Below are 13,308 nucleotides of genomic sequence, written 5' to 3' on the forward strand. Positions count from 1 at the left end.
TGAACTCATTAAGGAAGCTGAAAAAATGCGTATTTGGGTGAGAAGCAATAAATTAGTCTAAATGATTCTGGGATGGGATAACTATCCTATCAACCCTTTATTAATCTGACCCCCTTATATTTTTTTTGTATTACGACAGGCCGGCAAGTATGCTCCACCGGCCTGTTATGTTTTTTTATTAATAATAATAGTTGATTCTATTGCAAAAAGTTATTAATGTTCATTAGCTTGTATAAATATACCGCTCGCAGTCTTCGCATGGGCAACACCTGCGGCTTGTCTCGCGGCTCAAGGGGTACGCGCTAACCTCCCATCCATGGTCACAAATCCATGACAAATACTATAAGCGACTCTCGAATCCCTAACTTATGGAAAAATTTAATATTTGCGGTCAAATAACTGTTGCAGGTGTTTTGTTTTTGGTTAATACTGTTAATATTAAAACTAATCCTTGGCTTATCGGGGATTTAAATTGAGCAAGCAGGATGTGCAACTTAAAATGAAAGACAAAAGAGATTTCAGGCTGGAGATAGCAAGTATAGAAAGCGCCAGCGATTATGTTCGTGATATATTAAAACAATACAAATGCACCGATCGTGATATGGTTCGAGCTCAACTCTTTACGGAAGAAACGATGGTGTACTGGACGGAAACTGCTAACGAAGGCGATATTCTCCAGATCAATGTGCGAAAACGCTTTAAAACCATTTCCCTGTCATTATCGTATAGAGGGGCACAATCCAATCCTCTTGCCATATCTGATGAAGAAGAGGATGAAACGGAATTCAGCTTCATTGGTCAAAATATACTAATTGGGCTTTCCACCGTTACCTATAGCTATGAAAATGGATACAATGTCATTACCTTTACGCTCAAGGAAAAAGGAACCAATCCGGTTATTCTCATTATTTTCGCCCTTGCCGCTGCCATAATCTGTGGGCTGATAGTCAACCGCTTCGCCCCGTCTTTAGGGCCAGGCCTGAGCGCCTCAATATTGATCCCCTTGAGTAAAGCTTTTTTCGGCTTGTTGAATGCGATCGTCATCCCTTTTCTCTTCCTGTCGGTGATTGCCAGTATTTTTAACATGGAGAATATCGCCCAGATGAAACGTATTTTCCGTATCCTGTTTAGCTGGTTTTTGGGGCTGACGGCAATGTCGGCAGTAATTGCCGTACTGGCAGGGATGATTTATTTCCCCCTGCAGAATGGTGCTTCTACGGGCGTTAATGAAGTAAAAATTTGGACGCAAATCGCCAAAATGCTGTTTGATATCATACCTTCAAACATCTTTCAGTCCTTTTTGGACGGTAACACCTTGCAAACCATTTTCCTGGCTGTCATAACCGGTATTACTATGCTGGTCTATAAAGGACGCTTTCCGGTTATAAGCAAGGTGGTAAGCGAATCTAATTTAATTTTTTCTACCTTGTTGGATGCCATATGTTCCCTGATGCCATGGGTGATATTCATTTGCATTTTTGACATGTTGTTGTCCGGCGATGGCAGGGTGCTTCTCAGTTCTATCGCTGTGGTTGTACTTATATGCATATGTTTTCTACTTATTGTTTTACTTTGCCTCTTAAGTGTGGCCTTAATTGAAAAACAAAATCCCCTACAGTACATAAAGACAATCGGGCCAGTTCTGCTGATTGCATTATCCACCGCCAGTTCAAGTGCCACCTTTGCACCCCATAGCATGATCGCCAGTAACAAACAGGGGATTCGTGACTATCTGGCGAACTTCTCCATTCCTGTGGGGGCCCTGTTTGCCAAACCGTTTGTGGTGCCGGTCTTATTATTAATGACATTGTTTGTAGGCAATTTTTATTCGCTCACTTTCACTGCGGCAGATGTCGTGTCCATGGTTCTGCTTTGTGTGATTTTGTCCGTAGCCGTCCCCCCGGTTCAGGGGATGGGTATCTTTCTTTTTACGATTATCTTTAAGCGCTTCACTATCCCTCTCGAAGGATTGGCGATGGCAGCTAGCCTCTTTATGCTTTTTGATTATCTAATGACCACCGGCAATGTGTTTTCCATAAACATCAGTATGCTTCATACGGAACAGCGACTGAGGGAGAAAGATAAAAGAGTAATAGTCTACAACAACCAGAAATGCTAATAAGAGTCTTTCTCCAGTCCATTTCAATTAGCAGTTTATAACGAGGTGAAATATGTCCCCCGCTAAGCGGTCGGTTCCTATTAACAGAACAGGCGGCGGGTTCTAATCCCCCGCCTCGTTACTTTTTTTTCCACATTCTTTGGCATAAATCATGGTAATATTATAATTTAATAGCCATAAATATTATTAAAATGATGATTGATTTTTCACGAGCTTTTAAGGAAAGGAGTCAATATTTATGGCATATTGGTTGTTATGCCAGTCCTGTAAAGAGTGGAGCAAATTTACTACTCCCTTATCAAATGACAAAGTTTGTCCATTCTGTAGTAATTCTTTTATTATGGTAAAATCACATCTTAGTTCAATTCCTTACGAGAGAACCATAGAAAAAGCACAAGACCTGCCGGAAAATCCCGCAACAGTGGAAAATGAACCAGCGCCAAGCATAGAAGAAAAAGAATCCCTTGAACTCCAGGAAACAGAAATAGCGGAGATAACGGAAACAGCAGAGATGCCGAAAATGAAAATAGAAAATACAGCGGAAATAGAAGAGATGCCGGAAACATCGACAGCACCCGATAAGCCTGAAACGGAGGATAAAGCGGAGTTACAGGAGAATGCCGAAATGCCTGATCAGCCCGAAATGACAGAGATAAGCGAAATACCGGAAGATACCGCAATACAAGAAACAAGCTTGGAGGAAGACCAGACAAATGAAATAAGCGAGCTACAGGAGACAGAAAAAGTACTAACCGGTAATGAAAAGCAAAATATATTGCGACAAAAGAAAAAACGCTCAAAATATTATAGATAATAATGCAGGGGATGCAGGACTGAGCCAGTCAGCGCCGCCCAGTATGCCAATTAAAACCGGCGGAACTCCCGTCAAAAAGCGGTCTATCTCTTCTTTGAGGGTGGCATAGTCTTGCTTCACAAAAAATGTTGCAAGATCGGTTTCCATTGAGATATTATGGCGATCAGCTTCAAGCCAGGTTTTCGAAAGTCCCAGACGGAGTGGTTTCGCCTCCTCCTCCTCTGGGCTCCTGGGCTTCCTCCTGCCGTATTTTCTTCATTTCAAAAAGGATAAAGCCAGCGGTTAATGCTACTGACAGGCCATCAGCAATAGGAGCAGTTCTCCACACCCCATCAATACCCCAAAAACGCGGTAAAATCAGGAGCAGGGGAATAAAAATCAAAAATTGCCTTGACAGGCTGAGGATTGCGGCCTGCCTGGCTTTGCCCACGGCTTGAAAATACATGGAACTCACAACCTGAAACCCCACTACCGGCAGCAGGGCAAAGAAAGTTAACATAGCATGAACCGTCATGGTGGTAAGGGCGGTATCTCCCTTGCTAAACAGGCCTACTAATTGCAGTGGCCAGATATGAAGAGCCAGATATCCCGCTACTGCTATACCCGTACCGGCCAAAACCGCGGTTTTCCAAGTTTCCCGCACCCGTTGGTATTGACGGGCTCCGTAATTATAGCCGATAATCGGTTGCGCCCCTTGGCCCAAGCCCAGTACCGGCATAACCAGCAGCATGGATATGCTCATTACAATGCCGATAGCGGCCAGGGCCAGATCGCCGCCATAAAACATCAAAGTATGGTTTAGTATGAGCTGCTGGATACAGGCGGCCGTCTGCATAGCAAAAGGCGCAAAACCAATAGCCATAATACTGCTCAATACCGGCCAGGCAGGCTTCAGGTTTTTCCAGTGAATTTTCACCAGGCTCCTGCCGGTGAAAAAATAGCTTAATACCCAGATGGCTGAAATCAATTGGGCTAATATAGTGGCCAGAGCGGACCCCTTTATCCCCCAGTGGAAGATAAATATAAAAACATAGTTTAAGGCTACGCTTACTACTGCCCCCAGTATCTGGGTATACATTGCCATGGCTGGATTACCTTCCGCCCGGATGAAATTATTCATGCCCATACTGATAGAGCCGAATACCGACCCCAGCATAATGATCTGGGTGAAGTCGCGGGCATAGGGAAGCACAGCGGCACTGGCTCCAAAACTAATTAGTATTGGTTCCGCAAACAACAGGAACAACAGCGCCAGGGCTGCTGGCAACAGGATTAACATGGTCATGGCAGTTCCCGCTACTTTCTCGGCTTCATCCTTCTTTTGCTCTCCCAGCTTAAGGGAAATCAAAGCGGTGGCACCTACTCCAATTAAGAGAGAAACGGCCATAAGCAAAATCATAATGGGAAAGGCCACCGTGGTTGCTGCTATGGCCAGCGACCCTATCCCCCGGCCCACAAATATCCGGGCTATGACATTATATAGTGAACTGACCAGCATACCGACAATAGTCGGCAGGGAAAAGTTCCACAGTAGTTTCCCTATATGCTGGTTACGCATTCTAGCGGAACGATCCATCGGATAACTCCTTCAAATTTTCTTTCAACTGTGATTCTATTGCAAAATATTATTAATATTCATTGGCTTGCATAAATATACCGCTCGCCAACGCTCGCTTTGTATATTATGCAACCCTTATACAACAAAAGGGGTTTTTGCAGTGGAGTCAACTGTGAAAAAAGAGAACTATCCTTTAGTATAAAGGATAGTTCTCTTTGATAAAAGGCAATCAACAGATAAAATTCATGAGCATTTGTTTATGGTCATTTCTCTTAACGGGCCATCAGGACTTTGCTTAAGAAAGCGCTGGTTCTTTCCTGCCGGGGATTCAGAAGGACTTCTTCGGCCTGCCCTTCTTCCATGATTACCCCCTCGTCCATAAAGATTACCCGGTCGGCTACCTCGCGGGCAAAGCCGATTTCGTGGGTAACCACTACCATGGTCATATCCTCCAGGGCCAGGTCTTTCATAACCATAAGCACCTCTCCGGTTAATTCCGGGTCCAGGGCGGAGGTGGGTTCATCAAAGCACATGATGTCAGGATTCATAGCCAGGGCGCGGGCAATCGCCACCCGTTGCTGCTGCCCGCCCGAGAGTTCAAAAGGATAATTGTCTGCCTTCTGGGAGAGCCCTACTTTGGCCAGGAGCAAGCGAGCGCTCTCTTCCGCCTCAGCCTTGTCCATATTTTTAACCCGGGTCGGCGCCATTATCAAATTTTCCATCACTGATTTATGGGGGAAGAGATTAAAATTCTGAAACACCATACCCATTTTGCGGCGCGCTTGCGTGATTTTCGCCTCGCTGCTGTATACCGCCTGGCCTTCGCTGTTGTTTTGGGCTATAGTCTCCCCTTCGATTTCAATCCGGCCGCTATCGATCCTTTCCAGGTGGTTTAAGCAGCGCAGAAGGGTACTTTTCCCGGAACCGGAGGGACCGATGATGGCAATAACCTCACCTTTCTGCACCTGCAAGGTTACCCCGTGCAGAACACCCAGGCTGCCGAAATTTTTATGAATGTCAATAGCTTGCAATATATACATATCCGTTTCTCCTCGTATGTTGACATTTTAACCGCTGGACTAATGAAAATAATCGTAGCGCAACTCCAGCCATTTGAAAAAGCGCTGCACCATGCCTGTCATCATCAGGTAGAAAATGGCCGCAATTAAAAATGGGATGAAAGTATCATCCCGCATTACATGAGTCCGGGCTACCCGCGATAGCTCGCTTATGGCCAGAACATAGACCAGGGCGGTGTCTTTTACCAGGTTAATAACCTCATTGCCAATAGGTGGCAAGACTCGCTTGAAGACCTGAGGCAAAATGATGTTCTTCATGGTCTGGTAACGGCTTAATCCCAGCACGTCAGCAGCCTCGTACTGCCCTCTATCTATGGATTGAATACCAGCCCGAAAAATCTCGGCCAAATAAGCGGAATAGTTCAACACAAAAGCGAGGTAGGCGGCCATTTCCCGTTCCGGCCGCAAACCCAAGGTCATCAAGCCAAAATACATAAACAAAAGCTGCAGTAGCAAGGGAGTTCCGCGAAACAGCCAGACATAGAATTCCATAAACCAACGCAGGGGGCTGAAACTGGAAATGCGGGCCATACCCATGATTACCCCCAGGGGCAGAGCCATTACCAAGGTTATGCTGAAAAGTTTCAGGGTTACGGTCAAACCCTTCAACATGGATGGGAGCAGCATAATAATATAATCCATAAAGACTCCTCTATCTCTTACTTTGCACACATAACGAGGCGAAATACATCCCACGCCAAGCGGTCGCCTATTAACAAAACAGGCGGTGGGTTCTAATCCCCCGCCTTGTTGCAGCGCTGCGTTGAAACTGCTTAAACAACAGGCTAACAATAGTAATTGTTAGCCTGTCCTGCTCAATTATATCAGATTCAAGTTGTTCACGGCTATTTGTTAATGATGTCTTCTCCGAACCACTTCTCCGAAATTTTGGCGGCTGTTCCATCTGCCTTCATTTCATCCAGAGCTTTTTCCACTTCAGCGTGGAAAGCCTTGTCATCCAGGCGGAAACCTACCCCGAAATCTTCCAGGCCGAAATTATCTTTTAATACCTTGTAATCGCCGGGGTGTTTGGAAAGATAATAACGACCAACCACTTCATCAACCACTACGGCTTCAACCCCGCCTCCCTTGAGGTCGCGCAGGGCCAGGTCATTGCTCTCAAACTGCAGCAAGTTGTCCTTAATCACTTCGAAGGTTTCCTTATCGGCCTCGACTGCTTCATTGGCGCTGCTGGCAGCCTGAATGCCGATTTTTTTGCCCGCCAGGTCCGCCTTGCCGGCAATATCCGAGTCAGCCCTTACCACAATAATCTGCCGGTCGGATATGTAGGGTTTGGAGAAGAGAAAGTCCTTCTTCCTTTCCTCGTTAATGGTAAATCCATTCCATACCACATCAATATTGCCACTGTTCAGTTCTTCTTTCTTGGTATCCCAAACTATGGACTGGAACTGGACTTCCACACCCAGACGCCGGGCCACTTCCTTGGCCAGGTCAATGTCAAAACCTACAATTTCATTCGCTTCATCCCGGAAGCCCATGGGCGGGAACGCATCGTCCAGGCCCATCACAAAGTAGCCTTTGTCCTTGATCTTAGTCCAGGAATCATCGCCGCTGCTTTCCGGGGCTGGAGTTTTGGCAGCACATCCGCTCATCAAAAGCATCCCCAGGGAGAAACACAACAGAATCAACCAGGCAACTTTTCGTTTCAAAATTCTCTACCTCCCCAAAATATATTATTCTTCAACTTATTTTACTTTAATACGGCAGATAAGTAAACAAAACAACCGGGGATAAAGTGAAAACCCTATGGCCAGGCATGGCCCGGGGCTTGATCCTGGTTTAAGCAGCGGAAGAAACTGCGCAGCAGTTTCAGCACAGCGCTGCAACGAGGCGGGGGATTATAACCCGCCGCCTGCTTTATTAATAGGAGCCCAGCCGCTTAGCACCCTGCGGGCACCACTGATGTTCGCTTCGCTCACTATTATGGATGCGGGGGACATATATATTTCGCCTGGTTATAATTGGGCTTGAATTCCTGGTAGCTATAGACGAATATATTAAGCAAGAGGATTTTGCGAGTTTTGCTTAGGAGGGAACGGGAATTGCGTTTGACGGGATTAAAAGATTTGCGAATGGTTGTGGGAGTAGGCTGGTTATTTGTTTTGTCTTTATTATTTACTGTTTTCCCGGTATCTTGGGGAGAAGCTATGGATATCCAGAACTCTATTTTTCAGGTACAGGCGTCTGAGCAACTGTCGTTAGCCGCTTCGGAAGAGTTGGATACTGGCGGTTGGGTGGCGGAGATTATTCCGGAAATAACTAACAAAGGGGATATCAGCCTTACTTTTGACAAGGTGATGGCAGACCCCAGCGGAACGAAGGAGCAGTTTACGGTAGTGGTTAATGGTAATACTGCTGTTATTGCTAATGTAGTAAAAACCAATACCCCAGAGAAAATTAAGCTGGAACTAGCGGCTAAAGCTAGCGGGGCGCAAAATCTTATTATTGACTATGTTAAAAGTAGCGATCCGGCCAAACAGTTAAAATCCATCGACGGTGGAACAGTAGAAAGCTTTAGCATCCAAATAGGAGAACCCTCTCAGGCTCCAAGCTTAATTGCTGATAGCAGTGATAATCTGCGGGGCAATGTCATTGATATTACTTTTGTGGATGATTCATTGTGGAGAGACAAGGTAAGTAATGTAAAAGTAAATGATTCCTCGATTAGAGGTAAATATAGGATTGAGGAAGGTAGATTAAGTATAGATGCAGATGTGTTTCTTACCAGCGGGGATTATAGTATTGTAGTAAAAGCTCCGGGATACACAGATGCTACAGTAGTTCAAACTATTTTAGAAGCTGTAACGCAGATTGATCCGCCAGTTTTAACCGCCGATTTGACGAATAATACCATCGGCCAGGCCATTGATATCACCTTTAGTGATGATATTGCCTGGAGGACGGCTATTTCTGATGTAAGTATCGATGGACAATCGGCAAACGCCAAGTACAGTATAAATGAAGGCAAGATTACAATTAATGCGGAAGTATTCAACGAAGCCCGTAGTTATATTATAGTAGTAAAAGCTGCCGGCTATAACGATATCCAATTAGAGCAAAAAATAATGCAGCCAAGCGCCAATGGTGGTGGCGGCAGTGGTGATGGCAACAATAGCGGCGGTGGCAGTGGTGACGGCAGCGGTGGGGGAGCAGGCAGCGGAACTCCTGGCGGCCTTACTGTTCTTAGCTTTAACCAGGCAAAGCTTGCACCGAGCGATACCCTTTTGCAGTTTGACTTTGGCAACGGTATGGACAAAACCTTGAGCAGCAATCTGAACAAGATTCGAGTCTATGAAAAAGCCAGCGGTACTGAAGTTAAACACTCCAACTATAATTATATAAAACAAGGCTCAGGAAATGACGCCGTTAAATTGCGCCGGCTTGAACTTATGTTTAACAACCTGAAACCAGGCACCGCTTATGTAGTGGAACTGGAAGCAGGCATTGAGGCTAATAACGGCAGCACCCTGGGCAGCAAACAGAGCTTCGAATTCAGCACATCGGGCACAACAGCAGGGGGAGGAGCAGCTGTTCCAGCAGATGAAAAGTCATATGGTCAGGAAGCCGCTACTATTAACGAGCAGGGTGCCAGAATCGATATTCCGGCAGCGGCTTTTGACCAGGATTTCAAGGTAAAGGTAAGAAAAGTAGCGGATGTTTCACAACTACCCCTGGCGGAGAAGAGCAAACTTATCAGTGATGTAGTAGAGATAGAAAAAGATAAGAGCGGAGAGTTTAAGAAAGCAGTAAGCATTACTCTCAGTTTTGATAAGACCAAAGTAGATAGCAACAAATATGATATCCGGATCTGTTATCTGGATGAGAAGGCAAATAAATGGCTTCCCCTGTCCAATATCAAAGTAGACCTGGCCACAGGCCAGGTTAGTGGCCAGACCAAACATTTTACCAAGTTTGCGGTTATAGCTGCGGAAAAGGCAACCGTCCCGGAACAGAAAGCAATTGAGAATAGTAAAGTAGTCAAACTAAGCGATATCCAGGGACACTGGGCCCAGAAAGCCATTGAGGAACTACTGGCTTCCGCAGCTATCGGAGGCTATCCCGACGGAAGCTTCAAGCCCGAGCAGAATATTACCCGGGCAGAGTTTACCAGCATTCTGGTCAAGGCCCTGAAGCTGAATGTCAAGGATGGCAAAGTGTTTGACGATACCGCCCAGCACTGGGCCAAGGAGGCCATAGCTGCGGCAGCTGCCGGTGGAATAGTAAGCGGCTGCAGCGAAAGCATTTTTGCTCCGGATGAATCCATTACCAGGGAACAGATGGCAGTAATGGTGGTTAATGCCGGTCAATTGGCAGGACTTGGGGATAATAAAATTTTTGCTGATGCCGATCAGGTTTCCGCCTGGGCCAGGAAAGCTGTAGCTGTGGCCAGCGCACATAGCATTATTTCCGGTTATCCGGACAACAGCTTCCGTCCCCGTGCCAATGCGAGCCGGGCCGAAGCTGCCATGGTAATAGCCAAATCCTTGAAATTGGCCGGTTAAAAGCACTTGCGGTTCTTGCCAGGAAAATGCCGGATGGGATTCTTTTTTGCTGGAACAGCGAAAGGAGCGAGAAGATGCAGGATACTCCCAAAGCCAATCGTTTGCATATAGCTATATTTGGCCGGCGCAATGCCGGAAAATCCAGTTTGATAAACGCCCTGACCCGGCAGGAAATAGCCCTGGTTTCAGAGGTGCCGGGAACTACTACCGATCCGGTTTTCAAGGCTATGGAGATACTGCCCGTTGGTCCCTGCATGATAATCGATACCGCCGGCATTGACGATGAAGGTTACCTGGGGGAACTGCGGATAAAGAAAAGCCGGGAGGTGCTGAACCAGACGGATTTGGCCTTGCTGGTAATTGACCCGGCTCTGGGCATAAGTGAGTTCGAGCAGGAACTGAAACAGGAAATCCAGAGCAGGAAGATAGCGCTCATCGGGGTTTTAAACAAAATAGATCAGGGCGGAGTTGACCAAAAAAGCCTGGAAAAGCAGCTGGGGCTGTCCCTGGTAGCGGTAAGCTCCCGCAGCGGGGAAGGGATAGAATTATTAAAAGAACGGATTATTGAGCGGGCCCCGGCCCATTTTGAAGAAGCCCATATAGTGGGGGATCTCATCGAGCCCGGGGATATCTGCCTGCTGGTAGTTCCCCTGGACATGGCCGCTCCCAAGGGGCGGCTCATATTGCCCCAGGTGCAGACCATCCGTGATATACTGGACAAGAATGCCACGGCCATGGTGGTCAAGGAAGATAAGCTGCGCGAAGCCCTGGAAGGATTAGCGAAAAAACCACGGCTGCTCATTACCGATTCCCAGGTCTTTGGGAAAGTGGCGCCACAGACCCCGGATGATGTAATGCTTACTTCTTTTTCCATACTTTTTGCTCGCTTCAAAGGAGACCTCCTGGAGCTGGTACGAGGAGCCAAAGCCATCGAAAAGCTGCGCCCCGGCGATGAGGTCTTGATAGCCGAGGCCTGTACCCACCATGCCCAGGATGATGATATCGGGAGGGTACAAATACCGCGCTGGCTGAACCGCTATGTGGGGGGAGAACTTAACTTCCACTGGTACAGCGGCAGCGGCTACCCGGAGAATCTAGAGCAGTTTAAGCTGGTAGTGCACTGCGGTGCCTGCATGATCAACCGGCGGCAGATGCTCCACCGGATAGATATGGCCCGGGACAGCGGGGTGCCTATTGTTAACTACGGGGTTTTGCTGGCTTTTGTAAATGGCATTCTGGAACGGGCCTTGCAGCCTTTCCCCCAGGCCCGGGCAGTTCTTTAAGCAAGAAAAGACCGGATTTAAGTTTGTGGAAAGCGGGGGATAATCTTATGACTATGACCCCAAATGAATATCGATCTGTGTCCACAGAAGTAATAAAAAAACAGCAGGCCTTCTTTCAGAGCGGTGCCGGCCGGGAACTGGCTTTTCGTATGCAACAACTTCGCCAGCTGGAGCGGGCAATTGATAAGTGCGAGAATGAACTACTGCGGGCTCTGGAGTTGGATCTGGGCAAATGCCGGCAGGAAGCCTATATGACTGAAGTAGGGCTGCTTCGAGCTGAACTGGCCTATATCATGAAACACCTGCCTGTCTGGGTGCAAGCCCGAAAAGTAAGAACACCCTGCTTGTACCCGGGGGCCAGAAGCCTGATCTATCCGGAACCTCTGGGTCAGGTGCTGATTATCAGTCCCTGGAATTATCCGGTGTACCTGGCCTTGGCTCCCCTGCTGGGAGCGATGGCTGCCGGCAATTGTACGGTGATCAAACCTTCCGAATTAGCCCCGCACAGCTCTGCAGTCCTGCAGGCCCTTATCCAGGATAGCTTTCCCGAGGAATACATCGCAGTGTTGGAAGGTGGGGCAGAGATGAGCAGCGAACTGCTGGAGCAGCCCTTTGACCACATTTTCTTCACCGGCGGTTCGGCGGTGGGAAAACTGGTGATGCAGGCCGCTGCCCGCCGGCTTACGCCGGTCACCCTGGAATTGGGAGGGAAAAGTCCTTGCCTGGTGGATCAGGATATCAATATCGAGTACACAGCCCGCCGCATTATCTGGGGCAAGTTCTTGAATGCCGGCCAGACTTGCGTGGCCCCCGACTACCTGCTGTTGCAGCGGGAGATAAAGGAGCCCCTGTTGAAAAAAATGGGGGAAGTCTTGTTGAAATTCTACGGTGCTAATCCTCGCCATAGCCCCGATTATGCTCGTATCATCAGTGCAGGACATTTTCAGCGACTGGAGGCTCTGCTGGCTGACGGGCGCATCCTCTACGGCGGCGAGGCTGTGCGGGAGGAGCGCTATATTGCCCCTACCATAATGGACCGCATAGCGTCCGATAGCCCATTGCTGCAGGAAGAAATATTTGGTCCCCTCTTGCCGGTGCTGGAATTCGGGGACTTGGAGGAAGCTATCCAATTCGTCAATGAACGGCCCAAACCCCTCGCCCTGTATTTTTTCTCTCGCAACCGGAAACGGCAGGAGCAGGTTTTAAAGCAGAGCAGCTCCGGAGGTGTCTGCATAAATGACACCTTGAGCCACATCTCCAGTCCTTACCTGCCTTTTGGCGGGGTAGGGGAAAGCGGTATGGGCAGTTATCACGGGCAGGCTTCTTTCGAGCTTTTTTCCCATAAAAAAAGCGTTTTGCAACAAAGCTTGTCATTCGATATCCCCCTGAAATATCCGCCCTATAGAATACCTCTTCAAGCCTTAAAAAAACTGCTCAGAATTCTCCAAGCTTAATGAATATGCAGGAAACGGTTTCTCCCCTTTCGGGCGACTATCCCCCCGCAATCGGGTACATCTTTTCATTTCCGGCGCCTGATACCCCAAACCCCCCACCTCGTTGCAGCGGTGTGTTGAAACTGCTCCGCAGTTTCTTTCGATGCTTTAAATAATATGCAAGTATGATGTCACTGCAAAAAGTTATAAATATGCATTAGCTTGCATAAATATACCGCTCGCAGTCTTCGCATGGGCAACACCTGCGGCTTGTCTCGTGGCTCAAGGGGTGCCGCGCTAATCTCCCATCCTGGTCAGCAACCTTAATAGTGACACCCGCAGGGTGGAACACCAGGAGTACCCGCAGGGTGAAGCGCTCTCGCGACGTCCTGTCGCTCGCCCCCTTTCGCCTGCTCGCCTTCGCCGGGTGTTGCATCCATGCTTCGCCAACGCTCGCTTTGTATATTTATGCAACCCTCATGCAACAAAAGGGGTTTTT

9 protein-coding genes are annotated in these 13,308 nt (G+C 47.6%); 5 read left to right on the top strand and 4 right to left on the bottom strand.

All coding sequences use genetic code 11. From position 1 onward, the window contains the following. The first annotated feature begins 499 nt into the window (after window positions 1-499). Together AWB54_RS14370 and AWB54_RS14375 are read left to right on the top strand one after the other, a co-directional pair. Window positions 500-2,119, top strand: coding sequence for a dicarboxylate/amino acid:cation symporter (locus AWB54_RS14370; protein WP_061215299.1), 1,620 nt, complete (start codon window positions 500-502; stop codon window positions 2,117-2,119). A 238-nt stretch (window positions 2,120-2,357) separates the two neighbouring features. After that, on the top strand, window positions 2,358-2,933 hold the full coding sequence (locus AWB54_RS14375; protein ID WP_061215291.1) for a hypothetical protein: 576 nt from the start codon (window positions 2,358-2,360) through the stop codon (window positions 2,931-2,933). A gap of 169 nt (window positions 2,934-3,102) precedes the next feature. Here AWB54_RS14375 and AWB54_RS14380 read toward each other — a convergent pair whose 3' ends face one another. The 4 genes from AWB54_RS14380 to AWB54_RS14395 all read right to left on the bottom strand — a co-directional run bounded on the left by AWB54_RS14380 (window position 3,103) and on the right by AWB54_RS14395 (window position 7,240). Beyond that, complete coding sequence (locus AWB54_RS14380; RefSeq protein WP_061215292.1) at window positions 3,103-4,509, bottom strand: MATE family efflux transporter; 1,407 nt, start codon at window positions 4,507-4,509, stop codon at window positions 3,103-3,105. A 254-nt stretch (window positions 4,510-4,763) separates the two neighbouring features. After that, window positions 4,764-5,531: an amino acid ABC transporter ATP-binding protein gene (locus AWB54_RS14385; protein ID WP_061215293.1), complete on the bottom strand. Its 768-nt coding sequence runs from the start codon at window positions 5,529-5,531 to the stop codon at window positions 4,764-4,766. Between the two features lie 39 nt (window positions 5,532-5,570). Next, window positions 5,571-6,212, bottom strand: a complete 642-nt coding sequence (locus AWB54_RS14390) for an amino acid ABC transporter permease (RefSeq protein ID WP_061215294.1) — start codon at window positions 6,210-6,212, stop codon at window positions 5,571-5,573. A gap of 203 nt (window positions 6,213-6,415) precedes the next feature. Further along, window positions 6,416-7,240 (bottom strand): amino acid ABC transporter substrate-binding protein, encoded by an 825-nt coding sequence (locus AWB54_RS14395; protein WP_061215295.1) that lies wholly within the window; start codon window positions 7,238-7,240, stop codon window positions 6,416-6,418. A gap of 393 nt (window positions 7,241-7,633) precedes the next feature. On the opposite strand from AWB54_RS14395, the gene AWB54_RS14405 reads away from it, so the two are divergent. The 3 genes from AWB54_RS14405 to AWB54_RS14415 all read left to right on the top strand — a co-directional run bounded on the left by AWB54_RS14405 (window position 7,634) and on the right by AWB54_RS14415 (window position 12,830). Beyond that, complete coding sequence (locus AWB54_RS14405; RefSeq protein WP_061215297.1) at window positions 7,634-10,093, top strand: hemoblobin-interacting domain-containing protein; 2,460 nt, start codon at window positions 7,634-7,636, stop codon at window positions 10,091-10,093. Between the two features lie 74 nt (window positions 10,094-10,167). Then, window positions 10,168-11,376 (top strand): [FeFe] hydrogenase H-cluster maturation GTPase HydF, encoded by a 1,209-nt coding sequence (hydF, locus tag AWB54_RS14410; RefSeq protein WP_061215298.1) that lies wholly within the window; start codon window positions 10,168-10,170, stop codon window positions 11,374-11,376. Between the two features lie 47 nt (window positions 11,377-11,423). After that, a complete protein-coding gene (locus AWB54_RS14415; RefSeq protein ID WP_235811199.1) occupies window positions 11,424-12,830 on the top strand; it encodes an aldehyde dehydrogenase in 1,407 nt (468 codons plus the stop codon). Window positions 12,831-13,308: the final 478 nt, after the last annotated feature.

Origin of the sequence: Syntrophomonas wolfei subsp. methylbutyratica (genome assembly GCF_001570625.1) — a bacterium.
GTDB classification, from domain to species: Bacteria; Bacillota; Syntrophomonadia; order Syntrophomonadales; family Syntrophomonadaceae; genus Syntrophomonas; species Syntrophomonas methylbutyratica.